Annotated in this window: 25 protein-coding genes; 14 read left to right on the top strand and 11 right to left on the bottom strand. The window is 56.4% G+C overall.

What is annotated here, in order from left to right; genetic code table 11:
• Positions 1-21: 21 nt before the first annotated feature.
• The 4 genes from IEY52_RS20100 to IEY52_RS20085 all read right to left on the bottom strand — a co-directional run bounded on the left by IEY52_RS20100 (position 22) and on the right by IEY52_RS20085 (position 2,786).
• Positions 22-579 carry a hypothetical protein gene (locus tag IEY52_RS20100; RefSeq protein ID WP_194510051.1) on the bottom strand — a complete coding sequence of 186 codons (558 nt, stop codon included), beginning with the start codon at positions 577-579 and terminating at the stop codon, positions 22-24.
• A 219-nt stretch (positions 580-798) separates the two neighbouring features.
• Positions 799-1,254, bottom strand: coding sequence for a hypothetical protein (locus IEY52_RS20095; protein WP_189005874.1), 456 nt, complete (start codon positions 1,252-1,254; stop codon positions 799-801).
• A 92-nt stretch (positions 1,255-1,346) separates the two neighbouring features.
• A complete protein-coding gene (locus IEY52_RS20090; protein WP_229684884.1) occupies positions 1,347-2,411 on the bottom strand; it encodes a M20/M25/M40 family metallo-hydrolase in 1,065 nt (354 codons plus the stop codon).
• Between the two features lie 45 nt (positions 2,412-2,456).
• Complete coding sequence (locus IEY52_RS20085; protein ID WP_189005872.1) at positions 2,457-2,786, bottom strand: septum formation initiator family protein; 330 nt, start codon at positions 2,784-2,786, stop codon at positions 2,457-2,459.
• 265 nt (positions 2,787-3,051) lie between these two features.
• On the opposite strand from IEY52_RS20085, the gene IEY52_RS20080 reads away from it, so the two are divergent.
• The 3 genes from IEY52_RS20080 (at position 3,052) to IEY52_RS20070 (ending at position 5,543) form a co-directional block, all read left to right on the top strand.
• The gene (locus IEY52_RS20080) at positions 3,052-3,462 is read left to right on the top strand and encodes an acyl-CoA thioesterase (protein WP_189005871.1); all 411 of its coding nucleotides are present in this window, start codon (positions 3,052-3,054) and stop codon (positions 3,460-3,462) included.
• Complete coding sequence (locus IEY52_RS20075) at positions 3,462-4,349, top strand: ROK family protein (RefSeq protein WP_189005868.1); 888 nt, start codon at positions 3,462-3,464, stop codon at positions 4,347-4,349. The genes IEY52_RS20080 and IEY52_RS20075 overlap by 1 nt, the downstream gene beginning before the upstream one ends.
• A gap of 153 nt (positions 4,350-4,502) precedes the next feature.
• On the top strand, positions 4,503-5,543 hold the full coding sequence (locus tag IEY52_RS20070) for an NHL repeat-containing protein (protein WP_189005867.1): 1,041 nt from the start codon (positions 4,503-4,505) through the stop codon (positions 5,541-5,543).
• A gap of 101 nt (positions 5,544-5,644) precedes the next feature.
• Here IEY52_RS20070 and csaB read toward each other — a convergent pair whose 3' ends face one another.
• The 3 genes from csaB to udk all read right to left on the bottom strand — a co-directional run bounded on the left by csaB (position 5,645) and on the right by udk (position 9,191).
• Positions 5,645-6,631 carry a polysaccharide pyruvyl transferase CsaB gene (gene csaB / locus IEY52_RS20065; protein WP_189005865.1) on the bottom strand — a complete coding sequence of 329 codons (987 nt, stop codon included), beginning with the start codon at positions 6,629-6,631 and terminating at the stop codon, positions 5,645-5,647.
• Positions 6,628-8,409: a DUF5693 family protein gene (locus IEY52_RS20060; protein ID WP_189005863.1), complete on the bottom strand. Its 1,782-nt coding sequence runs from the start codon at positions 8,407-8,409 to the stop codon at positions 6,628-6,630. The genes csaB and IEY52_RS20060 overlap by 4 nt, the downstream gene beginning before the upstream one ends.
• A gap of 161 nt (positions 8,410-8,570) precedes the next feature.
• The gene (gene udk, locus IEY52_RS20055) at positions 8,571-9,191 is read right to left on the bottom strand and encodes a uridine kinase (protein ID WP_189005861.1); all 621 of its coding nucleotides are present in this window, start codon (positions 9,189-9,191) and stop codon (positions 8,571-8,573) included.
• Between the two features lie 372 nt (positions 9,192-9,563).
• Here udk and IEY52_RS20050 point away from each other — a divergent pair, with 372 nt between their 5' ends.
• The 7 genes from IEY52_RS20050 (at position 9,564) to IEY52_RS20020 (ending at position 17,340) form a co-directional block, all read left to right on the top strand.
• Complete coding sequence (locus tag IEY52_RS20050; RefSeq protein ID WP_189005859.1) at positions 9,564-10,823, top strand: S41 family peptidase; 1,260 nt, start codon at positions 9,564-9,566, stop codon at positions 10,821-10,823.
• Positions 10,820-12,067, top strand: a complete 1,248-nt coding sequence (locus IEY52_RS20045) for a S41 family peptidase (RefSeq protein WP_189005857.1) — start codon at positions 10,820-10,822, stop codon at positions 12,065-12,067. Before IEY52_RS20050 ends, IEY52_RS20045 begins: the two co-directional genes overlap by 4 nt.
• A gap of 188 nt (positions 12,068-12,255) precedes the next feature.
• Positions 12,256-13,467, top strand: a complete 1,212-nt coding sequence (locus IEY52_RS20040) for an adenylosuccinate synthase (protein WP_189005855.1) — start codon at positions 12,256-12,258, stop codon at positions 13,465-13,467.
• Between the two features lie 240 nt (positions 13,468-13,707).
• Positions 13,708-14,628, top strand: coding sequence for a GTP cyclohydrolase FolE2 (gene folE2 / locus IEY52_RS20035; protein WP_189005853.1), 921 nt, complete (start codon positions 13,708-13,710; stop codon positions 14,626-14,628).
• 117 nt (positions 14,629-14,745) lie between these two features.
• Complete coding sequence (locus tag IEY52_RS20030) at positions 14,746-15,930, top strand: MFS transporter (RefSeq protein WP_189005851.1); 1,185 nt, start codon at positions 14,746-14,748, stop codon at positions 15,928-15,930.
• Positions 15,931-15,984: 54 nt separating this feature from the next.
• Positions 15,985-16,437, top strand: a complete 453-nt coding sequence (locus IEY52_RS20025) for a GNAT family N-acetyltransferase (RefSeq protein ID WP_189005849.1) — start codon at positions 15,985-15,987, stop codon at positions 16,435-16,437.
• A gap of 75 nt (positions 16,438-16,512) precedes the next feature.
• Complete coding sequence (locus tag IEY52_RS20020) at positions 16,513-17,340, top strand: SDR family oxidoreductase (protein WP_189005847.1); 828 nt, start codon at positions 16,513-16,515, stop codon at positions 17,338-17,340.
• A 131-nt stretch (positions 17,341-17,471) separates the two neighbouring features.
• On the opposite strand, the gene IEY52_RS20015 is transcribed toward IEY52_RS20020, so the two are convergent.
• Positions 17,472-17,678, bottom strand: a complete 207-nt coding sequence (locus IEY52_RS20015) for a hypothetical protein (protein ID WP_189005845.1) — start codon at positions 17,676-17,678, stop codon at positions 17,472-17,474.
• Positions 17,679-18,011: 333 nt separating this feature from the next.
• Positions 18,012-19,466: a hypothetical protein gene (locus tag IEY52_RS20010; RefSeq protein ID WP_189005844.1), complete on the bottom strand. Its 1,455-nt coding sequence runs from the start codon at positions 19,464-19,466 to the stop codon at positions 18,012-18,014.
• A gap of 412 nt (positions 19,467-19,878) precedes the next feature.
• Here IEY52_RS20010 and IEY52_RS20005 point away from each other — a divergent pair, with 412 nt between their 5' ends.
• A complete protein-coding gene (locus IEY52_RS20005) occupies positions 19,879-20,130 on the top strand; it encodes a hypothetical protein (RefSeq protein ID WP_189005842.1) in 252 nt (83 codons plus the stop codon).
• 154 nt (positions 20,131-20,284) lie between these two features.
• Here the strand turns inward: IEY52_RS20005 and IEY52_RS20000 are convergent, their stop codons facing one another.
• Both IEY52_RS20000 and IEY52_RS19995 read right to left on the bottom strand, forming a co-directional pair.
• Positions 20,285-20,497 (bottom strand): hypothetical protein, encoded by a 213-nt coding sequence (locus tag IEY52_RS20000; protein ID WP_189005839.1) that lies wholly within the window; start codon positions 20,495-20,497, stop codon positions 20,285-20,287.
• 194 nt (positions 20,498-20,691) lie between these two features.
• Complete coding sequence (locus tag IEY52_RS19995; protein ID WP_189005838.1) at positions 20,692-21,474, bottom strand: enoyl-ACP reductase FabI; 783 nt, start codon at positions 21,472-21,474, stop codon at positions 20,692-20,694.
• A gap of 158 nt (positions 21,475-21,632) precedes the next feature.
• On the opposite strand from IEY52_RS19995, the gene pgeF reads away from it, so the two are divergent.
• From pgeF to IEY52_RS19980, 3 genes are read left to right on the top strand one after another with little or no spacing between them, the layout of a single operon-like run.
• Positions 21,633-22,337 (top strand): peptidoglycan editing factor PgeF, encoded by a 705-nt coding sequence (gene pgeF, locus IEY52_RS19990; protein WP_189005835.1) that lies wholly within the window; start codon positions 21,633-21,635, stop codon positions 22,335-22,337.
• A 32-nt stretch (positions 22,338-22,369) separates the two neighbouring features.
• Complete coding sequence (locus IEY52_RS19985; RefSeq protein ID WP_189005983.1) at positions 22,370-22,843, top strand: YqeG family HAD IIIA-type phosphatase; 474 nt, start codon at positions 22,370-22,372, stop codon at positions 22,841-22,843.
• Positions 22,840-25,509 (top strand): ATPase, T2SS/T4P/T4SS family, encoded by a 2,670-nt coding sequence (locus tag IEY52_RS19980; protein WP_189005833.1) that lies wholly within the window; start codon positions 22,840-22,842, stop codon positions 25,507-25,509. Before IEY52_RS19985 ends, IEY52_RS19980 begins: the two co-directional genes overlap by 4 nt.
• The last annotated feature ends 35 nt before the right edge of the window (positions 25,510-25,544 follow it).

Below are 25,544 nucleotides of genomic sequence, written 5' to 3'. Positions count from 1 at the left end.
GTTTACTGTCAACTGTTTACTTCAAACCATCTCGATGAACTTCATGATCTGCTGTCTGCGCTGGCTGTACTCTTCGCTGCTGATCTTGCCTGTGGTGAGCAGGTCCAGCAGGTTGTCCAGCTCCTGCAGGAAGTCATTGACCCCCTTCAGGGCTCCGCCAGGGGCAGTTTCAGGTTCTGCTTTTGCAGCCACAGCAGGGGTTGCAGGAGCAGTCGTTTGCAAGACCGGAGCAGCAGGCACCCCTTCAGGAGCAGTTTCAGGCACATTCCCAAAGATGGCTTCTCCATCCTGTTCCAGAGCTTTTTCATCGAAGTAATCGGGGGTTTTGCAGCTGGGGCAGCGGCGCATGCTTTTCAATTCCTGAGAAGCAATGGCGCGGTTGCTGAGGGTGGTGTTCTCCCGGGAACTCTGTGAAAGGCCAATCTTGAAGCGGTTGCGGACCATCTTGGTGAGGTCCACATTCAGCAGGTCGGTGACCATGCCTCCCACATCGGCGGCTTCTTTGGCAAGCCGTTCTTCGTGGGTTCTGTCCACGGTCCATACGGTCAAACACTGTCTACAGGTTCGTTGAAGTTTCACGCCAGCCACAAGGCCATGATAACATTTTTGCTCAAACTGCTGTATACAGACATGACAGAAATCTTTTTTTCTTCCTGCACAACAAAAAACCTTTTGCACCCCCGCCAAGATCCGCAAACACCATGAAAAATTCAGGCCTGCACACCGGCAGACCTGAACAAATGTTGTGCTTGACCTGTAAGACAATCCACCTGCAGGCGAACAGCATCCCCCTCAGGCTCATTTGGGCAGACGGAAAATCATGTAACCGCCATACCCCTCGTTGGCTTTCTTGGTCTCGAAAGCCTTCATGGTGATGTTGAGAAGTCCGCCTGGAGCCACAAAGTCCACCACAGCAAAAGTGTCCTCATCCTCATCTTTGCCCAGCACATTGCCGTTGACATCGGTGACCACCAGATCCATGTCGGTGAGCACTTCACCATCGCCAAAGGCCACAATCACCAGATGCTCTCCAGCAACGGTCAGGTAAGGATCCGCGTAATCCCAGGACCACTCCTCGCCGGATTTATCAAAGTAGGTGAAGCCCCCGTCCCAGAGTTCTGCCCCTGGAAGTTGTTTTTCGGCTTCAGCGAAAACCGCCTGATAGGACTTGAAAATGGAGGTGGCAGGAACCGCCAGCGCAGAGGTGGAGAGCAAAACAGCAGCAGAAAGCAACCAGTGACGAAACCGTTTCATCATGACCTTCTTTCCGTAGCAACAGTGGATTGGGGCTACCTGCTCATCTTACACAGCTTGGAGGTTCAGCACAGCAGGGTTCAGCAAGGTCCTCAGGGCATCAGGCGTTCCCAGCTGTCCACCACGTGTTGCAGCAGTCCCAGGCCCACTTTCAGACTGGAAGGCTGCACCCATTCGTCGGGGCGGTGGGCATTGCCTCCCAGGTACACCCCCATGGCCACGGCAGGGATGCCGTAGGTCACCGCGGCATTGGCATCGGTGCTGCTGGCCACCTGCCTGAACTCCAGGTCCTGTCTGGAACCTGCCATTTTGATCAGGCGCACCAGGTCCTGATTCTGCAAATCCCCTGCTGGACGGTTTCCCACCCGATCCAGTTCCACATGTGCCCCCACTTCACGGGCAGCATTGCGGATCACATCCAGGGCACGGGCTTCCAGATGGGTCAGGTTGTGCACATCCAGAGAACGCAAATCCAGCAAGAACTCGGCGTGTCCAGCAATGGTGTTCACGCTGGTGCCCCCGGAAACCGTCCCCACATTCAGGGTGGTGCGGGGTTCACGGGGAATCTGCATGGCGTAAAGCTGGGCAATGGCTGCCCCCAGCGCATGCACAGCAGAAGGTGTGTTGTCCCCCCAGGAATGCCCTCCGGGGGTTTTGAAGCTGACCCGGTACCGCTTGGACCCCACCGTCTGGGTGACCACCATCCCCAGGTACCCATCCAGGGCAATGTAACGGTGGATGCCCTGATGGTGGTGCTGCAGGAAGTGCTTGATGCCCTTGAGGTCCCCCAGACCTTCCTCTCCCACGTTGGCCAGCACCCACAGGGGCCTGCGCAACTGGTCCACTTTCAGGGTCTTCAGAAACTGGGTCAATACAGTCAGGCTGGCGCTGTTGTCTCCGACTCCGGGACCAACCAGACGACCATTTTTCTCCTGCACCACATGGGGCACATCGAAACCAAACACCGTGTCCAGGTGCGCACTCAGCAGCAGGGCTTTCCCCGCCAAGGGACCGAGTTTCAGGAAAACATTTCCCACCTCGTCCTGCTCGGGTTTGAACCCCAGTTCTTTCCACATGGAGGCAATCAGGGCCGCCCGCTGGTGTTCCTGGTGGGAAGGGGCAGGGGTCTGGGCAATGCGCACAAGGTCGGCTAGCACGAGTCAAGTTATACCATTTGTGCGCGCCACAAAAAGGGGGTCAAATCAGGGCCTGAGCACAGGCAACCTGCACTCGGCTTCGTTCACGCCCTGAACGGCCTTCTGGTCCACAAAAACCTCTTCTTTTTCTCCCACGTAGCCCTGGCAGCGGGCAAGCTGGCGCAGGAACTCGGGATCAAAAGATTTCTGGCGCATGTTGCTGAGGTCTGCCACATCCTGTTTCAGCAGGGTCACCCTGGCTTCGAGTTCCCGGATCTGCTGGTGAAACTCCACGGTGCGGTAGATGCTGTACCCGATCAGCACCGTCATCTGGATGATGCCCAGCCCGGCGAGAACACTCAGAAGGATCATCAGGATGGGAGGGCGTTTCGTCACCAACACAGTATAAAGAAGATTGTTTGGGGATGGTGTGGGTTTGCCGAGAGCCACAGGCAGAGGGCAGAGGGCTGAAATCCAGAAGCCAGAACGCAGCAGACACTCCTGGTTTTCAAGTCAAACAGCCCAGGCAAAAGCCAACATGGATGGACTCGGCCTGCAACAGTGCTGTTTCCTGCTGCAAACCTGCTGGCAGCACCCACCGTTCTAGACATTTATCTTTGTCATCGTCAAATACGAAGTGACCTTGTTAAACTGTTAGCGTATGCCCAGCCCACTTGTCACCGACATCCAGATCCGATTTGGAGACACCGACATGCTGGGACACATCAACAATGCTGCCTACGTGCAGTACCTTGAAGTGGCCCGCATGCAAATGGTGCAGGAAGCAAGAAAACGCGGCATCCCCAATTTCAATTTTGTGCTGGCCCACATCAGCCTGGACTTCAGGCGCGAAATCAAGCTGGGTCAGCAGGTTCAGGTTGAAACAACGGTTGTGAAAATCGGCAAGAGCAGTTTCGAAATGGCGTACCAGGTTCTGGCAGATGGTGTGGTGTGCAGCACCGCCAAAAGTGTTCAGGTGGGGATCGATCCCCAGGCCATGACCTCTGCGGTGCTCCCGGATGCAGTCCGGGGGTTTCTGACCAGCCTGATGGATCCACAGGAGGAAGTTTAATGTCACTGATCGGCGTAGACCTTGGAGGCACCAAAATTGCAGTTGCAGTGGTGCAAGATGGAACCATCACCCACAAGAGCGTGGAACCCACCCCCAAAGACGGCTGGGTCAGCGTGCTGGACCAGATTGCCCGCCAGGTGGAAGAACTGCGGCAGCATGTTCCCAACGTGGAAACCGTGGGTGTGGGGCTCCCCGGTCCGCTGGACTTCAAACTGGGCCTGGTGAAATTCGCCCCCAACATTTACGGCTTTGAAAACGTGCCTGTGCGCAGCTACCTGGCCGAGAAACTGAACATGCACGTGGACATCGAGAATGACGCCAACGCTGCCGCCCTCGGTGAAGGGGTGTACGGTGCAGGTCGCGGCACCGACTCCAGCGTTTTCGTGACCATCTCCACCGGCATTGGTGGCGGCATCGTGCTGAATGGCCGGGTCATCCGGGGCGCACACGGGGTCGGCGGCGAAATCGGTCACGTGACCGCCCTGCCTTATGGCACCGTGGCAGGTTCTGGTGTGGTGGGCGGTCTGGAAGCCCTGTGCAGCGGCACCGCCATTGCCAGAGATGCCAGCTTCGCACTCAACAAGCCCACCACCACCGCAGAAGCCTTCCAGCTGGCCCAGGAAGGCCATCCGCTGGCCAGACGCGTGGTGGAAACCGCCATGACCCACATCGGGATTCTGGTGGCCAACCTGCAGCTCACCATCGACCCTGAAATGTTCGTGCTGGGCGGAGGGGTCAGCAGCGTGGGCGAGTACTTCATCAACTTTGTGCGGGAAACCGCCATTGAGCGTCTGGGCAACTTCGATGTGCGCCCGGTGCTGCGCCTGGCCGAACTGGGCACCGATGCTGGCGTGATTGGCGCTGCACTGGCCGGACGCCGGTACTGATCCTTCAAACCAAAAAACCGCACTGGCACCTCTTCTGCAAAGAAGAGGTGTTGCTTTTTGCAGCAGGGGCAGCAGAATGCGGGTATCCTGAGAGAACCACGCCCATTTTTTCTGCCCCATCCCGGCGGGGACTGTCCCATCAGGAGGTTCCACATGAGACAACGGCTGATTTTCACCTGTATCACTGCTGTTTTGCTGGGTGCATGCAATCCTGCTGCGCCCGTGGTTCTCAACGTCAGCACTTTTGCAGGCAGTGGCACAGATGGCACTGCAGATGGCAAAGGGGCTGCAGCCCAATTCCACAACCCGGTCAATGTGGTGTTTGACGATGCGGGCAACCTTTATGTTGCAGATTTCCACGATGACAACCCGGGAAGGATCCGCAAAATCGCGGAAGATGGCACGGTCAGCACCCTGTTCACCCAGGCGAATTTCCAGAGGCCATTTGGGCTGGCCTACCGGGCGGGTTTCCTTTATGTCACCACAGACAGGGAACTGAACGGCAACGGCAACAGCAGCCTTTGGAAGATCAATGTGAACAATGGCGCAGGGACCACCCCGGTGGACAACATCAACTCCGGGCGGGAGCGCGGCATTGTGGTGAAAACCGATGGCACCGTGATTGCTGCAGACCGCAGACGCCACGTGATCCTGAAGATTGATTTGAGCGGCCCGGCCGCGGTGGTGACCGTCCTGGCTGGCATGGAAGACATGTCTGGGTACCACGATGGTGCGAGCAATGAAGCACACTTCAATGAACCTTACGGTCTGGCCTTGCTGGGCAACGATGTGCTGGTTGCAGACATGACCAACAACTGCGTCCGTCTGGTCAAGCCAAACGGAGACACCAGCACCTTTGCCGGGGTGTGTGGTCCGGGTGGAGGATACAAAGACGGCACCACAGCAGAAGCGCTCTTCAAAGGCCCACAGGACCTCGCTGTGGATGCAGACAACAACGTGTACGTGACCGACAACGGCAACCACCGCATCCGCAAAATCAGTGGAGGCAAAGTCAGCACCATTGCAGGCAACGGACTGCTGGGCTTCAAGGACGACAAGCCCCTGGCCTCCCAGTTTTACGCTCAGGAAGGCATTGATGTGAAACCGGGCAGCAAATGGCTGTTTGTGGCTGATGGCAACGGTGGCAATGAACCCCAACCCTACCGCCGCATCCGTCAGGTGCCTCTGCCCTGATTTTCCCACAAAAGAATCCCCTCAGTTTGCCTGAGGGGATTTTCACTGGGCAGGAGTTCACTGGGCAGGAGTTCACTGGGCTGGAATTCACTGGACTGGGGTCAGGCCCCTTCCACAGCCAGCCTGAAACTCTCCCTGGCCCGCAAGGTCATGGCTTCCACGCCGGTCCAGTCGGGTTTGACATCCCGGATGATGGTGTGCAGCAGTTCGGTGGGGTTGAAGTCTCTGGGGAAGGTGGGCATCAGGGCATCATCACAGAAGCCCTCCACTTTGGGGTCGTAATGGATGCCGGTGAACTTGACCCGTGCAGCAGCAGCCAGAATCACCGCATGCAGGCGCACCCCGATCACGTGCCCGGCAGCAGAAATCTGGTCCAGGGCCAGTTGTGGGTCGCTGGTGGAGAGCACCTCCACGTTCTGTCCAGCCTGCTGCAAAGCACGGGCGGCCACATCGTCCACATGGGGATGAAAGGAGATGATCTGCACCCGGTATCCCCTGGCCGTGAGGTCTCGCACGACGGGTTTCAGGCGGTCGGTGATGTCGGTTTCGTCTCCTCTGGGGGCGATCACAATGCGACTGGGGTCTCTGGGGAGGGTTTTGGAGGGCCGGAGCAGCAAAGCGGGATCTCCTCCCAGAGAGGCTTTGAGACCCAGGCTTTCCAGCAGGTTCTTGCTTTTCTGGTCGCGCACAATGTTGATGGTGCGGCTTAAAGGCCCCTGAATGCGCTTCTTGCCTTCTTCCGAGAGGGGACCGATGCTCTGGTTGAACACCGCCACCCGTTTTCCCAGCATTTTTGCAGTCTGGATCACGGTCAGGTAATAGGTGAGGTTGCGGGTGCTGGTTTTGTCCTGCAGGAGCCCACCGCCACCAGACAGCAGCACCTGGCAGCCCATCAGGGCAGGCAACAAACCCTGCGGCTTCATGCGGGGAAAGGCTTTCACACCCGTGAAATTCATGGTCTGCTCGGGGTTGTTGCTGAGCACCACTGGTTCATGGCCCAGGGCACGGAGTTCACGGGTGATGGCCAGCAAAATGGCTTCATCTCCGGTGTTGTCAAAACCGTAGTAACCGCTGAGCAGCACTTTCATGCTTTCACCACCCTGGACTGACCAAACCACTTCACCAGCCAGCGCACCAGGGGAATCAGCACAAAGCTGATGGCCAGTCCGAAAGCAATGCCATTGACCGCCCGCAGCAAACTGATCAGCAGCGGGGTGTGGAAGTGCTCGAAGGTGTTGACCAGACTGGCCTGCCCGATCACCCCCACCGTCAGGAAGGCAATGGTGATGTAGGGCGGAAAATATCCTGTGAGGCCAAGCAATGCCGCAGGGTGCCCCATGATGTCTTTGAAGCGGGGACGGATCATGCCGTTTTGCAGAAATTCACGCAGGGCCGCTTCTGACTCAGAGACACTGGCTCCAGTGTCGTTGCCCCGGCGCAGCACGATCAGGGCCATCATCGCCAGACCGATTCCGGCCACCACCAGGTCACCCAGTTGAATTTTGGTGTTGTACAGCTCTGAAAGCGTTTTGCGGATGTCCTGATCGGGCAGCAGACTGCCCAGGTACAGCACCACAGGCATCAGCAAAGTCAGGGACACCCCGGCAAAGGGTTCAATCCCCAGCATGCCTGCACGGGTGGTGCCAATGCCGGTCAGGAAGAACACCCCCATGAAGCTGATCAGGGTGGCCCTCAGCCAGTCCCAGGGGGTTTTGCGGTGCAGCAGAAAACCCAGCGCAGGAAAGACCATGGCGGCCAGCAAAGAGAACGCCATCAGACCGGGACCGGCCACCACCACAGCCAGACCCAGGGTGCCCACTGCAGCCACCACACCCAGCCAGCGCAGGGGGTAGGCCAGGGCCACCAGGATCAGGGCCACCAGCGGTCCCACACAACTCAGCCAGCGCAGCAGGTCACTGGGCTGGTAGTTTTCAGGGATGGGCTGTCCCAGACGAATACCAGCTGTATCCAGTCCTTTTTTCACCTGTGCAATCATCTGGGCGGTGTCCTCCACCCGGTTGAAAGGCCGGATGTACAGCACCTGCATGTAGCGCTCCCTGGCCCCCAGCACCACCTTGGAGGCAAAATCATCGGGTTTGAGGGTGGCCTGGTACTCCTTGCTGAGGCTGAACACCCGCACCGCAGGCAGCACTCTGGTCATGTCAGAGATCCCCTTCTGTTCTGTGAATTCAATCAGGGACACAGCAGCTCCGCTTTTGCGAATGGCCTCCAGGTACACCTGCTGGTTTTCAGGATGGTCCTGGTTGTAGAGGTTCAGGCCATTGAAAATCAGGATGGGCACTTCAGGCAGGTACTGCTCGGGGTTCCTGACCGCGGGATGGTTCCAGGGGCGGTAACTGACCACCCAGCCTTCGGCTTTGCGTTTGTTGATCTCTGGCAGGTTGGGGCCTGCAGGGTAAGCCGCCAGATCCACCGGGAAACCGTACCAGGTCTGACCCGCCACTTCGGCTTTCTCGGATTGCAGGGTGTAGCGCTGCACCAGATCCTCGGCAGCACCGGCTTTCAGGCTGAGGTAGTAAGCCCAGTTGGGACGCAGTTTTGCCTCCGGGTGCAGGGCCTTCAGGGCGTAGCCGCCCACCATCATCAGTTCTCCACGGTCAATGCGGTCTTTGACCATGTCCTCAAAGATGGCCACACCATTGATGCCCTGCTGGCGGTACTCGGCCAGCAATTCATCGTCGGTTTTGCCCGTGGACAGGGCCTGGTCGTGCAGGGTGGGCATGTCCATGGTCAGCACCGTCACCTGCTGGGCCCGCTCAAATTGAATGCGGTTCCAGCCCAGAATGAGGGCTGGAATCAGACTTAAACACAGGAGCGCATAAAGCAGCGTTCTGAGGGATTTCACAAAGGATCACCAACCACCTTTCCCTGGCAGTGCCTTCAACAGGCATCTCTGGCAGAGCATAAACCGTCTATCAGAGTAACCGATGAAAGCCTGGCTTGGGAAAGAATGGGTTTGCAGCTGACCTCAGGCCAGAGGGGTGAACAGGCCCCTGCTGAGAAAACTCAGGATTGTCCCAGGCTGCGAATCCTTGCAGAGAGCATCTGCAGGGCAGGTTCATTGTGCCCACCGTGGGGAATGATCACATCGGCGTAACGCTTGGTGGGTTCGATGAACTGCAGGTGCATGGGACGCACGTAATCCAGGTACTGGTCGATCACGCTCTGCACACTGCGGCCCCGCTCTTCGGTGTCCCTGAGCAGGCGGCGGATGAAACGCACATCGGCATCGGCATCCACAAAGATCTTCAGGCCCATCAGCTGGCGGATTTTTTCTTCGTACAGGGAAAAGATTCCGTCCAGCACCACCACCGGACTGGGTTTCAGGTGCACGGTTTCTTTTGCACGGGTGTATTCCACAAAGTCATAGGTGGGCATGTCCACCCCGACCCCATTCATCAGGGCATCCAGATGGGCCAGCAGCAACTCCCAGTCAAACGCTGCCGGGTGGTCGTAGTTGGTTTGCAGGCGTTCTGGGAAATCCATGTTGGCCTGATCCCGGTAGTAGTTGTCCTGCACGATCACGGTCACGCGGTCTGCACCCACAGTGTCCACAATGCGTTCTGTCACGGTGGTTTTTCCACATCCGGTGCCTCCGGCAAGGCCAATCAAGAAAGGTTTTTGCACAATTCACGCTCCTGGATGCAGCCTTCTGAAGTGCATCCTGTTCTGCCTGTCATCCTAACAGGGTCCGCTGTTGCAGACCAAACAACCTTTTCTGTGTCAAAGGCACCGACCCACCCTCCTACCATGCATGTGAAAACCCCATCCATGTTGATTAAAGGAATCCATAAGCGAGCTCGGACACGAAGTTTCTTCATTTTTCAGTTTACAGTGAGGTCAATCTGTATAGACTGATTCCACCTGTACTCGTTTTTGCACTGCTTTTCAATCCCATGCCCAGAGGGTTCAGCCAGCACAGAACAGGGTCATTCAGGCAAAAGCATTCTCGGAAGAGGCAGCTGACACGCCAGAAGCGTGCGCAGAAGGGTGGAGTCCATGTGGGGGAAACTCACGGTGCTGTGGTGGATGTGTGGGATGGGGCTGGCAGCCAGTCCAGCAGAAGACCTGTACGATCAATCCACCAGAACGTTGCAGGACAACTATTTCGGGTACAGTGCGCAAGACCTGCCTGCACTGGTGGAAACCCACCACCAGCAATTGCAGGCGGTCTGCAAACCCAGGGCAGACAGTTGCCCGGTGGAACTGGGCCGGGATGCCCTGGAACACCTGCTGGCTGAACTCAACGACCCACACACCTATTACCTTTACCCCGAAGAAAGCGTGGAGCGGGACCGTGCTCAGGCTGGTCAGGGTCCCCTCACCCCCAGAATCGGCCTGACCACTGCCCCGGTTCCTGGCGGAGGTGGACGGGTGGTGCTTTTCGTGCGGGACGATGGACCGGCTTTTCGTGCTGGCATGAAGCCCGGAGACTTGATCACCGGGGTGGCAGGCAAGAGCCTGTCTGCCCGCGAAGATGGCGGTTCCCTGATTGCAGAGTATTCCCAGAAACACCTGCCTTTCGAGTTGACCATCAAACGGGGCACCGACATCCTGCATTTCACCTTGCAGGCAGAGGTGCTGACCCAGGCCCCCCTGCCCACCCTGACCACCGGAGCAGGCTTGCCCAATGACGTGGGCCTGCTGCAAATTCCTGATTTTGAGGCCTATCAGGAGGTGGGCTTCAAGGTGCACAACCTGGTCAAAGAAGCCCAGAGCAAAAACCTCAAGGCCCTGATTGTGGATTTGCGCAACAACGAGGGCGGCCTGCTGGTGGAATTGCTCAGTGCAGTGGCTGCTTTTGCCCCCAATCCGGCTTTGCTGAGCATGGGCAAAACCGAAACCACCCGGCTGGAATACCGCAGGGGTTCCCTGCAGGTGCGCATCAACAACCAATTTGCAGGGCAGTATTACGCCATGACCTTCCCGCAGATGTGGACAGGCAAACTGGCCGTGCTGGTCAACAAAGACACGGCTTCCAGCGGAGAATACTTTGCGTATTACCTGCAAAAACTGGGGGTCACTGTGATCGGTGAACCCACCGCAGGGCTGCTGAACACCGCTTCCCAGACTTTTGATTTGCCAGACAGAGGGGCGCTGGTGATCACCACCGTCAAATCGGCGAGCCCGGATGGCACCTTCTATCCTGAACGACTGACCCCCGATATCATGATCTCTGATGACCTGCTGGCCCGCGCAGGAAACCTGGTGGATCCGCTGGTCCAACGTGCCCTGGAGGAACTTGATTTGACCTTATGACCAGAATTTTACCTGCCCTGATGGTGCTCTCACTCAGCATCACAGCCTGCACCCAGAAGGTCGCCACCACACCTTCTAGGTGGTTTGATGAAGCCACCCTGATTTTGCAGAAACAGTATTACGGGCATCAAAAGCAACGCCTGCAACCCCTGATTGAGAACCACCAGCAGCACCTCAAAAAGCTGTGCTACCAAACTTGCAGCTGGAACACTGCAGAAACCGAACTGAAAAACCTGCTGAAAGACCTGGCTGACCCACACACCTTTTACCGCACCCCTGAACAACACAAGCAGGATGCAGGCCAGCAGGTGGCGCTGGGCATTCAACTGGCATTTCTCAAGGACCAGAACGCGCACCTGATCCTGCGGGTGAAGGAAGACAGTCCTGCCGCAAAAGCGGGGCTCAGGCGCGGGGATGCCATTCTGACCGTCAATGGCGTGCCCTGCACCCCTGAACACGAAACCTTGCTGAAAACCACCATCCAGCAAGGCCAGCCTTTTCAGGGGACTGTGCACCGTCCAGGGAAAGGCCGCTGGCAACTGACTTTGCAGGGCAAACAACCTGCTGGAGGCTTCATGCCCGCTCTGGTCACCGCGGGTCTGCCAGCAGGCATCGGCTTGCTGACGGTGCCCGATTTTGACAGCTGGCAAAAAGTCAGTCACAGCATCCATGCCCTGATCAAAACCGCCCAGGATGCCCGGCTCAACACCCTGGTGCTGGACCTGAGGGGCAATCCTGGAGGGTATGTGTGGGAAATGCTGTCCAGTGCATCTGCTTTCATGAAACAGGTGGACACCGTCGATGCATTCCCTGCACGCAAAGTGCACCTGGTGGGATGGGAAGGCAAAGTCAGACAGGAAGGCAAACTGTACCTGCCCTTTTTCTACCGTGCCCCCACACCCCACCTCTGGACAGGCAAACTCCTGGTGCTGGTCAATCCAAAAACAGCTTCCGCAGCAGAGTCCCTGGCCTACACCCTGCAATTGCAACACCGGGCCACCGTGATTGGAGAACCCACCCAGGGGTTGCTGAACACCACCACCCAGGACCATCCCCTTTCCAATGGTGGAACCCTGGTGGTGGCCATCACCCGCACCCAGCAACCCTCGGGGGCACCCTATCCTGAACGCATCACCCCTGACCTGCCCATCAAAGATGATCTGGTGGCCCTGATGCAAACCGGTCAGGACCGGATGTTGCAAGCAGCCCTGGAAGTGGCCCAATCTGGCACACCCTCGCCTTGAAGCAAGTCAGGTAGACACCTTCCAGAAAGCAGCAGACTGGACATGTTACACTCAGTCACGGTGCGTGGTCACCGTGCTTTTTTTTGTGTTTTTCTGGCAACACCTGCAAAAACCCAAAAACACGCTGACACCAACACGCTTGAACAGGTCAAATCATCGGCAGAACGCCGAACTGAAGGAGCACACACATGCCAGGAATTGCAATCATCGGGGCGCAGTGGGGAGACGAAGGCAAAGGCAAAGTCATCGATTTCCTCTCACCAGACGCGCACTTTGTCGCCCGTTACCAGGGCGGGGCCAACGCCGGTCACACCGTCAAGGCCAAAGGAAAAACCTACAAACTGAACCTGCTGCCCAGCGGCGTGCTGCGCGACGGGGTGGTCAGCATCCTGGGTGACGGCATGGTCATCGATCCCTGGAAATTCCTGCAGGAGCGCGAATCCCTGATCGAGGGTGGCCTCAACCCCACCCTGCACATCAGCCAGAACGCCCACCTCGTGCTGCCCCACCACAAGAGCGTGGATGCCCGCAAAGACTTCGTGGGCACCACCGGACGCGGCATCGGACCTGCTTACGCAGACCGTGCCCGCCGTGTGGGTGTGCGCATGGGTGACCTCAAAGACGACGCTGTGCTGCTCGAGCGTCTGGCCCACCTGATTGAGGCCAAACCCAACTCCACAAAAGAAGTGGGCTGGACCAGTCCTGAAATCGCCATCAAAGACCTGCAGGAGATCCGCGAAAAGCTCTCCCCTTTTGTGGCAGACACTGGAGCCATGCTGCGCCAGGCTGTCAAGGACAACCGCAACATCCTGTTTGAAGGCGCACAGGCCACCCTGCTGGACCTGAATTACGGCACCTACCCCTTCGTGACCAGCTCCCACCCCACCGTGGGCGGCATCATTGTGGGCACCGGGGTGAGCCACAAGGCCATCAACAAGGTGTACGGTGTGGCCAAAGCCTTCCAGACCCGCGTCGGACATGGACCTTTCGCCACCGAAGTTTTCGGCGAGATGGAACACCGCCTGCGTGGAGATGGCAGCAAACCCTGGGACGAATTCGGCACCACCACCGGACGCCCCCGCCGGGTCGGCTGGCTGGACCTCGAACTGCTGAAGTACGCTGTGGACCTCAACGGCTTTGACGGCCTCGCCATCAACAAAGTGGACGTGCTCTCCGGTCTGGAAACCCTCAAGGTCTGCGTGGGTTACGGCTCCGAAGGCCAGCCCATCTACAAAGAAATGAAAGGCTGGGGAGACACCGAAAACGCCACCAGCCGCGAAACCCTCCCCAAAGAAGCCCAGGCCTACCTGGACCTGATTGAGGAGCACACCCAGTGCCCCGTGGTGCTGTTCGCCACTGGCCCGGAGCGCGAAAAAACCTTCGGCGAAGTGCACTGGTAAGATCCCCCGTGTGAGGGCGAGGGATGCCTCGCCCTTTTGCTGTTGCTTCAAACCAATTTTCGCAGTCTGGAACACCAATTCAGATTCTGCTTTGCTCTCTACTTTACAATTGGTGTTCTGCTGTGAACCTATACTGACCTGAAGCTGCATGTCAGCCTTTCGTCAAGCTTTGCACCGAAGTTTCTCACCGAAGTTTCTCGGGGTCGAGGCGCGCAAAACACACTCCTCAAGGAGACATACATGGCAAATCACAACCCCACCCTGATTCAGGGCAGCTCCCGTCTTCCCACCAAACAGGAACGCCACAGGCTGTTTGGCTCTGTGGACCCCATCCCTGGCAACAAACCCACCGAAAAAGAGAGAATGGTGGATTTGCAGAACACGCCGAAAAACTTCCTGTTTGCACTGGACCAGGTCGGCATTTCCAGCGTCAAACATCCTGCAGTGGTGCGTTCCAGCCTGAACCCCACCCTGCAGACCACCGTGGCGAATTTTGCCCTCACCACCAGTCTGGTGCAGGACTCCAAGGGCATCAACATGAGCCGCCTGACCGAGCAACTGGATGTCTACCACCAGCAGGGCTGGGAACTGAGCGTCAGGAGCCTCTGCCAGTTTGCAGAGGAACTGGCGGGCCGCATGAAGCAAAGTGCGGCCACCATTGAGGTGACCTTCCCCTGGTTTTATGAACGTCCTGCTCCTGTGTCGGGCCTGACCGGTCTGATGCACGCCGAGGCCTTCATGAAGGTTCATTTTGATGAGGTCGCAGGCTTCACCGCCACCGTGGGCCTGAAAGCCACCGTGACCACCCTGTGCCCCTGCAGCAAGGAAATCAGCGAGTACAGCGCCCACAACCAGCGTGGCATTGTCACTGCAGAAATCGAGCTTCTGGACCCCCAGACCGACTGGGACTGGAAGAAAGCCCTGCTGGAAGCCGAGGAAAGCAACGCCAGCGCCTGCATGCACCCCATCCTCAAACGCCCGGATGAGAAGAAAATCACCGAGACCGCCTATGAAAACCCCCGTTTTGTGGAAGACATGGTGCGTCTGGTCGCTGCAGACCTCTACGAGATGCCCGAAGTGAGCGCCTTCTTCGTGGAGTGCCGCAACGAGGAAAGCATCCATTTGCACGACGCGATTGCACGGGTGCGTTACCGGAAGTAAGCCATCTGGCCCATTTCTGGACAGGTTTTCCCTGAACGCATGTCATGCCCAGAGCCTGAAAGGTTATGCTCTGGGCATGTTTTGTTCTGCCCTGTCTCCCCAAGAAAAGACCTGCACATGGACCGCGCTGGCCTGACCGTTCAACGCATGAACCTGCTGCTGGCGCTGCGGAATGTGGTGTTCTATTCCAACTTTGCAGCGTTTGCCCTCTATGTGCCGCTGTATGCCCGGCACTTTGAAGTCTCCACCTCTGTCATTGGATTGGGGAGCCTGATGACGGCGCTGGCCAGTTTTGTGTTCAGCACTTTTTTTCTGGCCAAACTGGTGGAGCGTCTGGGGGACCGCAGGTTGCACCGGTTCATGTGGCTGGCCTCCAGCCTGTGTGTGCTGTTGATCTTCCTGCTGGGCAAGAGCACACCATTTCTGTACCCCATCATCACGGGAGGGCTGGGAGCAGCCCTGATGACCCTGATGCCACTCAATGACATTGCGGCCACCACCACCCTGAATGGCGTGAAACCCACATATGGATTGGTGCGGGTGGCTGGATCCCTGAGTTTCATGGTGACCACCCTGATTCTGGGTCCTCTGGTGGACCGCCTCGGGCATGGGGTGATTCCAGTATGGATGATTTCGGTGACTTTGCTGGCCCAGGTCCTCAACAACAGCGTGACCTTCCTGAAGGTCCAGCGGGATGTGGCAACCCTGCAGAAACCGGCACCTGGAACCCGAAGAGCCAGTCTTTTGATGCTGCTTCCAGTGCTGGCCACCATCATTTTGCTGTCGGCATCGCACGCGGCCTACAACAATTTCGGGTCGGTGCTGCTGGAAGGGCTGGGGCTCTCTGGAACACAACTTTCGCGGGTCTTTGCAGTTGCAGTGGTGGCAGAATCGGTGGCGTTTTTTGTGGCAGACCGCTTCAAACTGCCTTTTTTCCCGGTGGCAGTGCTGGCAGCAGGTCTGGCGATTTTCCGCTGGTGGTTGTGGTTCAGTCAGCCCGGGTATCTGGTCTTGATCCTGTCCCAGATGTTTCACTCCATCACGTTTGCCACCATGCAACTGGCCTTCATGAAATACTCCCAGACCCTGGGCAACCAGACCCGACAGCTCCTCATCAGCGTGTACGGAGGGGTGGGCATGCAGCTCTTTCCGGGCTTCACCACCTTTGTGCTGGGGTTTTTCATTGACCGTTACAACACCCAGGTGTTTCTGCTTTCCATGGTGCTTGCTGGCCTGTCCCTGACCCTCGCTATGTTGCAGGTGCGCAAAGTGCAGGCGGCTTCTTCTCAGGTGGTTCCCTGAATTCGGATCCAATTGGACCTCTGCACACCCCCCCTGTTCTTTTAGCATGAAGCCATGACCGAACAGACTGTGCAGATCCGCCCCGTGACCGCCCAGGACCATCAGCAGTGGCTTCCCCTCTGGGAAGGCTACCAGCGTTTTTACCACGCTGACATTCCTGCAGAAACCACCGCCCTCACCTGGTCCCGCTTTCTGGATCCCACAGAGCCGATGTTTGCAGCCCTGGCCTGGAAAGACGGGCAAGCCATCGGGATGGTGCACCACATTTACCACCGCTCCTGCTGGACGGTTGCGGATTACTGCTACCTGCAGGACCTGTTTGTGGAAGGCGACCAGCGAGGGCTGGGAGTGGGCCGCAAACTGATCGAGCACGTGTACCAGCAGGCGGCAGAGGCAGGATGCTCACGGGTGCACTGGCTCACCCACGAAACCAACCAGGACGCCAGGCTGCTGTATGACCGCATTGCCCAGAAATCGGGTTTTGTGCAGTACCGCAAGATGCTTTAAACCCACCGTCCATGTTCAGTCCATTCCCGACTTAAAACACAGACTTCTAAGGTCACTGAAGTGTAACGTGACCCTATGCAAGGCAAAACCGTGGTGATCACCGGAGCGACGGGCGGCATTGGCAAGGTCACAGCCCAGGCGCTTTCCCAGATGGGGGCAAAAGTGCTGGTGCTGGCCCGCGATGCTGCACGGGGCAAAGATGCCATGAAAGGCCTCTCCAGCGATTGTGAGCTGTACATCGGGGACCTCTCCAGTCAGGAAGACCTGCAGCGGGTCTGCTGGGACATCCACAGCAAGCACGAAAAAATTGATGTGCTGATCAACAATGCAGGGGCAATGTTTTCAGACCGCCTGGAAAACCCCGAGGGCATCGAGATGACCATTGCCCTGAACCACCTGAGCTATTACATCCTCAGCAACCTGCTGCTGGATTTGCTCATCAAGGCTGAACACGGACGCATCATCAATGTGAGCAGCCAGGCCCACCAGATGGGGTATGTGGATTTCACGGATTTTCAGTACCAGGACCGCCGTTACAACGCCCTGCGGGCCTACAACGACACCAAACTGATGAACGTGCTGTTCACCTACGAACTGGCCCGCCGCCTGAAAGGCACCCAGGTCACCTCCAACTGCCTGCATCCAGGAATGGTCAAAACCGATTTTGGCAAGAATGCAGGAGGGGTGCTGGGCAAGCTCTTCAAGGTGTTCCGCCCCATCATGGTCACACCAGAACAGGGGGCAAAAACAGGCATTTATCTGGCCAGCAGCCCGGAAGTCAGCGAGGTGTCTGGAAAGTATTTCGTCAATTGCATGCAGAGCAAATCCAGTGTGCGCAGCCATGACGAAGGGCTGGCAGCACGTTTGTGGTACACCTCCAAAGAATTGACCGGACTGGGCTGAGGCACTTTCAGCAAAACAAACAGCAAAACAAACAGCAAAACAAACACCCAGGTTGGCCTGGGTGTCTTTCGGTTTCTGGGTTGGATGGGTTGTCTCTGGGATTGCAATAAAGCGGGCTGTTGTGTGACAGTTCAGGCCACAGAGCAAGGGTTCAGGATGGATCTGGCTGCTTTGAGCTGCTCATCGGGAACAAAAATGCCTTCGTGGTCAGGGAAGGTGCAGCGGGCAATCAGGATGCCCCTGTTCAGCAGGTCTTGTTTTTGATTGTCTGAGATTTCCCTGGTCAGGAAGCAGAGGGCACCAAAATCAAAATCCAGGTCATCGAGGGTGTAGTGCATGGGGGTCTCCGTACCGTCAAAGTACGAAAAACCGGGTGGTGCTGGGGTTGCGGGAAAATCGGAAACGGTTGTTAAAAAGGGAGAAAAACTGCTGGAAGTGTCACAAATGGACAGAGGTCATGAGAGTAGGTTGCACTCAGCAGCCTGCAGTATTACCAACACAATAACCGCCTGGCTGGGGTGGTCCAGCAAAGGCCGTGTTCAGACCGAAGGAGGAGCCGCCAATGACCAGCAACAGGATGATTCCCAGAGACCGCATTTTCCGTTTCATGTCTTTAAGGTAAGACAGGAAACCTCAAAACAGCCGGTTTTGTTGTGACACTTTGGTAAAGGTCAGTACAGAAATTTTCTGAAGGGTTCAATTACAGGTTCGTAAATCACCAGCGGAGCACCAATGGACCGCAGGGCTTCCACATGGCGGTAAGCCTGCTTGCGGTTGCTGTCTGGAACACTCTGTCCCGAGAGCAGATCCCGCACATGGCGCACCATGAAAAATCTGGGATATTTTGCCACAGATTCATTGCCCCTGTATACGCCTCCGGGCTTGACCACTACATAATCGTGAAGGGCTGGATAGACATTCCATTTTTCCGACAGCAGGTACAGGGTGACTGGAGTGAAGTCTTTCATCCATACCATCAACCAGTGTTGCTCTCCTGCAGAGAGGTGCTGAAACTGTGCACTGAGGGTGTGCATGGCCTGTTTAATCTCCGCAGAATCCAGGGGTGCCCTAGGCAAATTGGCCTGAATCTGGATCAAGTTGGCAAAATACAACATGCCCATGATGGGCAAGCCTGTGGTGGGCCACTTGAATGCTGACTTGAGCACTTTCACAGCTTCCTGATCGTTTTGCATGCTGAGGGCAAGCGCCAGAACCGACCGGCTGATGAAGCCAATCATTTCGCCAACATCGTCGCCAACATCTTCACGGATTTTGGAAACCAGATCATCTCGAAAATTCTTGTTCTCCTGCACATGCATCAGGGGAAGACGCAGGTGAAATTCTCTGGTCAGGACCCGCAAATTCTCCATGACGGGCACCATGTAAGCAATGCCAGAACTGGCAGGCATTTCAACATTGGGATCTGGCAGTTTTCCAGCCCTGGTGGTTTGAATGAGATGTCTGGCCCAATCTGGGAAATGTTCTGGAATTTCTCCGGTGAACCAGGCAATCCAAACCAGATAGTCCAGGGAATAGTGATAAATATTGTTGGTTGGTTTTGTGATTTTCATAACCTGTTCAAAGGTGCTTGCACTTTCTTTAAGCTGCCCTTCGTACATTCGCATCCAGGCCGTGTTGTAAATCACAGCCCTTTCTGCAAGAGAATCTTTCATCACTTTGGCGATCTGCAAGGCCTCAAAATACATCTCATTGGCCATTTTTGTTCTTTTTAAAATATGTGCAGCAGCAGCCAGGGTCAAATAGTCATTGTATTGTGCCTCCAGATGAATGGCCGTGTTGCCAAAAGATGTTGCAGGACGAAAATTGTCCGCAAACTTCCGAATGGTCTCTTCGTCCCCATTTTGAGTCAGGTAAGTAAAATACGCTGATCTGGCCAGCGGACATCTGCGGTGCTGATAAACCAGATCCTTGGCTTCCTGTCTCCTGCCAAAGCGCACATAAATCCGCGCAATCCGCACGTCCCGGACGCTGCTTTCTGGCAATTCCTGCAGGGCTTCCAGCAGTTCTGAAAGCCGCCTTTCTTCCTCCATGCGCAGGTAAAACTGGTTCCACTCCACGGGGAACCGGATCAGGCGGTCAAGTTTTGCACCTCTGGGAATGCGCATGTACTGCTTTTACTGTACCGCATGAAGCCTGACATGTTTCATGTCCTGTATCCAGTTTGGCTAGGGAAATTCCCCTAAGCCGTTCGATGTTAAACCCCTAGTGCAACTTCACGGATGATGCTGGTGAATTGATGGTATGTTGAACAAAATCTTTCGCTGTGAACTGTTGGCTGTGAACTGTAAACTTTTCTGAGAGGGGCAAACAACCTCACCTGTGATCTTGCACTAGGGCAGTGCAGGGTGGGTTCTCACAAGCTCAGTTTAAGCTCAGCATCGTTCTAGACATTAAAATTTTCCACAGGGTTATGCACAGCTGTGGACAACTTTCAGGCAACCTGTGGGCAGCCCTCAACAGCGCTGGATTCTCAGGGAAGGTGACAGTTGAGAAAGGCTGCACTTGCTATCATGGGGCATGACCCTAGAAGTGTTCGGAAGTACCATCACGGTGAACGTATACGACCAGAGGGACAAGCTGGCGGTGCTGGCAGATTCCAGCATTGCCCAGATGCTGCTGGATGCCCACGACATCGAGGAGCCGGTGGCCGTAGACGGACACAAATGCCTGGTGACCTACATCGAAGACCTCGACCTGCATGGTGTTTACACCGACAAAGACGTGCATTTCCTGGAAGTGATTTTTTCTCCCCTGTCTCCCCTGCACTGATTTTGCTGCACCGCTTTCGGTTTCCCGGAACCCCACCAGTTCAACAACAGCTTCAAAAAGCATCAAAAAGGTCCAAAAATGATCCCCACCTTCGCGGGTGGGGTTTTAAATGAATCAGCAATATTTTGTATTTGATGTTTGGATATTTTTTGTGTCATGAAACCATATTTGCTCTTCTGTTGATTTTGATGCTGCTGATTTTCATACTGCTGATTTTGATGCTGTGATAAATAAATTCTGGACGCTCTTTTTGAATCAAAACCAATTGTTTGCTTGCCTCAGTCAAAAGTTTATCAGTGAACAGAATGACCAAGAAAATCACAGATCCGAAAATGAGTCCAGCGGCAAGTGAAATCAGAAAAAGCATCTTGACCTCCTCCATAAATCTTTCATGTCTACAGGTTAATCCCGGTCACTGAAACTTCTCTGAAGGTCACTGAACATGTTCTGAAGGGTTCTGAATGAAACCTGAAGTCTGCAATTCAGCACCCAGAACAGGTGTATCACAAAAAAATCTGCCCCAGGTCAGGGCAGATGCTGTGGTGCAAATGCAACAAAAACTTACTCGAAAGACATGCCCATGATGTTGTATCCGGCGTCCACGTAGGTGGTTTCTCCGGTGATGCCACTGGCCAGATCGGAGAGCAGGAAGAGGCCCAGTTTGCCCACTTCTTCGCTGGTGGCGTTGCGCTTGAGGGCAGCCATTTCTGCAGCTTTGGACAGCATGCTGCTGAAACCGGGGATGCTCTTGGCGGCCACGGTGCGCATGGGGCCTGCAGAGATGGCATTCACACGCACGTTTTTGCTGCCCAGTTCGTAAGCAAGATAGCGGGTGGAGGCTTCCAGGGCAGCTTTGGCCACACCCATCACGTTGTACTTGGGCACCACTTTCTGGCTGGCGTAATAGGTGAGGGTGACAATGCTGCCGCCTTCGTTGAGCAGGGGCTCTGCATGGCGCGCCACCGAAACCAGGCTGTAAGCGCTGACCGAAAGGGCAGTGTTCCAGTCTTCCTGGGTGGTGTCCACAAAGCGGCCTTCCATGCTGGCACGGGGAGCGTAAGCCACCGCATGAACAATGTAGTCCAGAGAACCGGATTCGGCTTTGATGGTGGCGAACAGGGCCTCCAGTTCGGCTTCATTGGTCACATCGCACTGGGCGGTGAGGGTGCCCTGGTAGGGGGCGAGAAGCTTTTCCAGGGGGTCTTTCAAACGCTCGCCCTGGTAACTGAAGATGCATTTTGCGCCTGCCTCCAGCAATTTTTTACCAATGGCCCATCCCAGAGAGTAACTGTTGGTGACACCCATCACCAGAGCGGTTTTGCCTGACAGATCAATTCCAATCATGTAAGGTAGGTTACCACGCCTTTTCTGAACAGGAAATGCTGAAAACCTTTTTCATGCCTGCTGGTGTGCCTCAAAAGCCTGCTTTTTCTGCGGCTCTGGTGCAAATGGCGCAATTTAAACTTTGTGCAGTCAAATTTTGGATAGAATACAGTCTGTCCATGTGGTTGACCTCAGAGCAACTTTCCGCAAAGCACGGTTTCAGCAAGAGGCAGGGTGGGGTGTCCCTCGCGCCTTTTGACAGCCTCAACTTCGATGACAGGCAGGACGATCCTGCACGGGTTGCAGAGAACCGCCGTCTGGCCCTCTCTGCCCTGGGCTTTGACCTGCAGCAGGTGGCCCGCCTGAACCAGATCCATTCCTGTGACGTGGTGCAGGCCCGTCCTGGGGTGCAGACCGGAGATGCCCTGGTCAGCCGTGAAATTGGACAGGTGCTGGCCATTGGCACAGCAGATTGCTACCCCATCCTGTTTCATGACCCCGAGCATGGCGTGATTGGTGCTGCACATGCAGGCTGGAGGGGCACGGTGGGTCGCATTGCAGCCCTCACCTTGCAGGCCATGCAAGATCTGGGTGCAAGGCTGGAAACCATCCAGGTGGCCATCGGACCCGGAATTTCTGCCGGGCAGTATCCGGTAGGACCAGAGGTGGCCGCACAGTTCCTGCAGGCGGGTTTCCCAGAACGCTGCATTCCCGGAGGAACCCATCTGGATTTGCTGGAAGCCAACCTGTTTGTGCTCCAGGAGGCAGGCATCCCCACAGATCACATCTGGAGCGCAAAACGCTGCTCCACAGAACCAGACTTTTTCTCGTACCGTCGGGATGCAGGAACCACAGGGAGGATGTGGGCGGTGATTGGACTGTGAAACGCATTTTCAAACCTTTAAGACCCACCTTCATGGTGCGGGATGTCACCGAGCTTTCTCCAGATTTCCTGCAGGAATGGGACATTAAGGGTCTGATTTTGGATTTGGATAACACCTTGGTACCCTATAAGAGTAACGAAACAGCCCCTGAAATTCAGGACTGGGTCAAATGCATGCATGCATCTGACGTGAAGCTGTACATGGTCAGCAATGCCCTGCATGAACGGGTGGACTATTGGGTGAGGGAATTTCTGTTCCCAGGGGTGGGACTGGCTGCCAAGCCGTTTCCAAAGTTTTTCAGGCGTGCCTTAAAGGCACTTGGACTCCCTCCTGAGCAGGTGGCGATGGTGGGAGATCAGCTGTTTACAGATGTGCTGGGTGGGAATCTGGCAGGCATGCGCACGGTGATGGTGTCTCCCCTGAGTGACAACGCACTGCCGCACACCAAAGTGACCAGAAAACTGGAACGCCTGGTTCTGCACTTCTTGAAGGAGAACGCCAGATGAGTTTGACCATCAGTGACCGAAGGTTGGGAGCCATGCTGCTGGAGCAGGGTCTGATCAGCGATGAAGACCTGCACCGGGCAATTGAGGCGCACACCGCCATGGGTGGCGGGCGTCTGAGTGACATTCTGATCCAACACAACATCGTCAGTGAGCGCCGCATCGCCAAGGTGATCGAGGAAAACCTGGGCATCCCTCTGGTGGATTTGCTGAAAGAAACCCTGGATCCCTCTGCCTACCAGCTGTTGCCCGGGCAGACGGCCCAGCAACACAATGCTTTTCCTTTTGCTGCAGACCATGCCAGACGCATCCTCAAAGTGGCGTTCCTGGATCCTCTGCACAACATCTCGCTGGAAACCGTGGAAGACGACACCAACTATTCGGTGGAGCCTTACCAGGGCCTGCGCTCCCAGTTGCAGTGGGCCATTGCCAAGCATTACCCCGAACTGAACCTGCCCATTCCCGAGGTCACCGACATCGGGCATTCGGAGGTGGCCAAAGTCGGGCAGATCATGCTGCGGCGCGGGTTCATCAAGGAAACCCAGCTGACCGAGGCCCTGGCAGAACAGCAAAAATCCGGGGAGCCCCTGGGCCGGGTGCTGGTCCGCATGAAGTACATCTCGGAAGACCAGCTTTACGAGGCGCTTTCCGAGCATGCTGGGGTGCCGTTCATCCGCAACCCCAAAGACTACGAACCCAGCGACGAGGTGCTGGGCCACATGCTGCGCTCGGACGCCATCCGTTTGCAGGCGGTGCCCCTGGAAGAGCACTCTGGCGCACTGCTGGTGGGCAGTTCGGACTTCAGGAACCGTGCCGACATTGAAGCTGCCGTGGGTCGCCCGGTCAAACTGGCCCTGATCCTGCCGCAGGCCCTGCAACAGCTGATTGAGCGTTTCTATCCCGAAAAGAGCGCACTGGGCGAAACCCTGATGCAGCAGGGCAAGATCACCCGCGAACAGCTTCTGGAAGGCCTGAGCATCCAGCGCCGCACCCGCTCCAACAAACCCCTCGGGGAAATCCTGGTGGACCTGGGTTACCTGAAAGTGGAAGACCTGGAAGCGGCGCTTTCCAACCAGAAATCCAGCGGCACCCGCCTGGAAGACACCCTGGTGCAATCCGGCAAGATCAGCGAGGAAACCATTGCCCGCTCTCTGGCCTTGCAGCTCGGGTATGAGTATGTGAACCTCAACGAAACCCAGGTTCAACTGGCGGTGGCCCAGATGGTCTCTGAATCCACCTCACGCCGCTACACGGTGGTGCCAGTGCGCATGCAGGGCAATGCCCTGGTGGTGGCCATGAAAGACCCCCGCCACATCTTTGCCATTGACGACCTCAGGGTGATGACCGGACGGGAAATCATTCCAGTGGTGGCCCAGGAAAAAGACATCCTGAAGATCATCGAGCGCATCCACGGCAACACCGACATCTCTGCCCTCAACAAAGAGCTGGCAGGCATGCGCAAAGATGCCGCCAAAGAAGAAAACAACGTTCTGGACGCCCTGGATGACAACGCCATCGTGAAGGTGGTGGACACCATCATCCGGGAAGCTGCCCTGCAGGAGGCCTCGGACATCCACATCGAACCCAACCCCACCGGTTTGAAAGTGCGTTTCCGGGTGGACGGTGCCCTGCGTGAATACCAGGAACTTCCCAAGACCGCTGCCAACAGCATTGCGGCCCGCATCAAGATCATGGGGAACCTGGACATTGCAGAGCGCCGCATTCCCCAGGACGGACGTGTGCGCTTTAAAAAAGGAGCCATCGACCTCGATTTGCGTCTCTCGACCCTGCCCACCGTATACGGCGAGAAAATCGTGATGCGTCTGTTGCAAAAAGCCTCCAACATCCCGGAAGTGGAACAACTGGGCTTCAGCGAACACAACTACCAGCGCTTCATCGACACCATCGAGAAGCCTTATGGCATTTTCCTGATCACCGGTCCCACCGGTTCCGGTAAGTCCTTCACCACCTTCTCCATCCTGAAACGCATCTCCACGCCAGACAGCAACACCACCACCGTGGAAGACCCCGTGGAATACGAGATTCCCGGGATCAACCAGACCCAGGTGAATGTGCAGGCCGGAATGACCTTCGCCAAAGCCCTCAGATCGTTCCTCCGTCAGGACCCGGACATCATCATGGTGGGGGAAATCCGTGACGGTGAAACCGCCCAGATTGCCACCGAAGCCGCCCTCACGGGACACCTGGTGATTGCCACCCTGCACACCAACGATGCCCCGGGAGCCATCACCCGTCTGGAAGAAATGGGCGTGGAAAGCTTCAACATCTCTGCGGCACTCATTGGTGTGCTGGCCCAGCGTCTGGTGCGCCGCGTCTGCCAGAACTGCAAGGTGGCCATCAGTGCCGACCCGGAAGTGCTGCGCAAACTGGGCCTTCAGGAAAGGGACATCCGCAACGCCACCCTGTTCCGGGGCACCGGTTGCGCCAAATGCAACCAGACCGGCTACAAAGGACGCATGGCCATCCACGAACTGTTGGTGGTGGATGAGCACGTCAAACGGGGCATCAACACTGGCAAAGCTGCCACCGAGATCAAAGAAATTGCTTCCCAGCACTCGGGCCTGAAAACCCTCAGAACAGACGGTCTGGAAAAAGCCCTGCAAGGCATGACCACACTGGAAGAGATTCTGGGGAACACCAACGAGTAAAACCGACAGGAAAAAGGGTGAGCGACGCTCACCCT

It is taken from the genome of Deinococcus roseus, from assembly GCF_014646895.1.
Taxonomy (GTDB): domain Bacteria; phylum Deinococcota; class Deinococci; order Deinococcales; family Deinococcaceae; genus Deinococcus_C; species Deinococcus_C roseus.
The sequence above is the reverse complement of the archived record's forward strand: the minus strand, read 5'-3'. Positions and strand labels throughout refer to the sequence as shown.

What these genes read in the sequence shown, in the direction of transcription:
- IEY52_RS20095 (WP_189005874.1), bottom strand. Translation starts at nt 1,254, where the DNA reads ATGAAACGGTTTCGTCACTGGTTGCTTTCTGCTGCTGTTTTGCTCTCC.
- IEY52_RS20080 (WP_189005871.1), top strand. Translation starts at nt 3,052, where the DNA reads ATGCCCAGCCCACTTGTCACCGACATCCAGATCCGATTTGGAGACACC.
- IEY52_RS20075 (WP_189005868.1), top strand. Translation starts at nt 3,462, where the DNA reads ATGTCACTGATCGGCGTAGACCTTGGAGGCACCAAAATTGCAGTTGCA.
- IEY52_RS20070 (WP_189005867.1), top strand. Translation starts at nt 4,503, where the DNA reads ATGAGACAACGGCTGATTTTCACCTGTATCACTGCTGTTTTGCTGGGT.
- csaB (WP_189005865.1), bottom strand. Translation starts at nt 6,631, where the DNA reads ATGAAAGTGCTGCTCAGCGGTTACTACGGTTTTGACAACACCGGAGAT.
- IEY52_RS20050 (WP_189005859.1), top strand. Translation starts at nt 9,564, where the DNA reads ATGTGGGGGAAACTCACGGTGCTGTGGTGGATGTGTGGGATGGGGCTG.
- IEY52_RS20045 (WP_189005857.1), top strand. Translation starts at nt 10,820, where the DNA reads ATGACCAGAATTTTACCTGCCCTGATGGTGCTCTCACTCAGCATCACA.
- IEY52_RS20040 (WP_189005855.1), top strand. Translation starts at nt 12,256, where the DNA reads ATGCCAGGAATTGCAATCATCGGGGCGCAGTGGGGAGACGAAGGCAAA.
- folE2 (WP_189005853.1), top strand. Translation starts at nt 13,708, where the DNA reads ATGGCAAATCACAACCCCACCCTGATTCAGGGCAGCTCCCGTCTTCCC.
- IEY52_RS20030 (WP_189005851.1), top strand. Translation starts at nt 14,746, where the DNA reads ATGGACCGCGCTGGCCTGACCGTTCAACGCATGAACCTGCTGCTGGCG.
- IEY52_RS20025 (WP_189005849.1), top strand. Translation starts at nt 15,985, where the DNA reads ATGACCGAACAGACTGTGCAGATCCGCCCCGTGACCGCCCAGGACCAT.
- IEY52_RS20020 (WP_189005847.1), top strand. Translation starts at nt 16,513, where the DNA reads ATGCAAGGCAAAACCGTGGTGATCACCGGAGCGACGGGCGGCATTGGC.
- IEY52_RS20015 (WP_189005845.1), bottom strand. Translation starts at nt 17,678, where the DNA reads ATGCACTACACCCTCGATGACCTGGATTTTGATTTTGGTGCCCTCTGC.
- IEY52_RS20010 (WP_189005844.1), bottom strand. Translation starts at nt 19,466, where the DNA reads ATGCGCATTCCCAGAGGTGCAAAACTTGACCGCCTGATCCGGTTCCCC.
- IEY52_RS20005 (WP_189005842.1), top strand. Translation starts at nt 19,879, where the DNA reads ATGACCCTAGAAGTGTTCGGAAGTACCATCACGGTGAACGTATACGAC.
- IEY52_RS20000 (WP_189005839.1), bottom strand. Translation starts at nt 20,497, where the DNA reads ATGCTTTTTCTGATTTCACTTGCCGCTGGACTCATTTTCGGATCTGTG.
- IEY52_RS19995 (WP_189005838.1), bottom strand. Translation starts at nt 21,474, where the DNA reads ATGATTGGAATTGATCTGTCAGGCAAAACCGCTCTGGTGATGGGTGTC.
- pgeF (WP_189005835.1), top strand. Translation starts at nt 21,633, where the DNA reads ATGTGGTTGACCTCAGAGCAACTTTCCGCAAAGCACGGTTTCAGCAAG.
- IEY52_RS19985 (WP_189005983.1), top strand. Translation starts at nt 22,370, where the DNA reads ATGGTGCGGGATGTCACCGAGCTTTCTCCAGATTTCCTGCAGGAATGG.
- IEY52_RS19980 (WP_189005833.1), top strand. Translation starts at nt 22,840, where the DNA reads ATGAGTTTGACCATCAGTGACCGAAGGTTGGGAGCCATGCTGCTGGAG.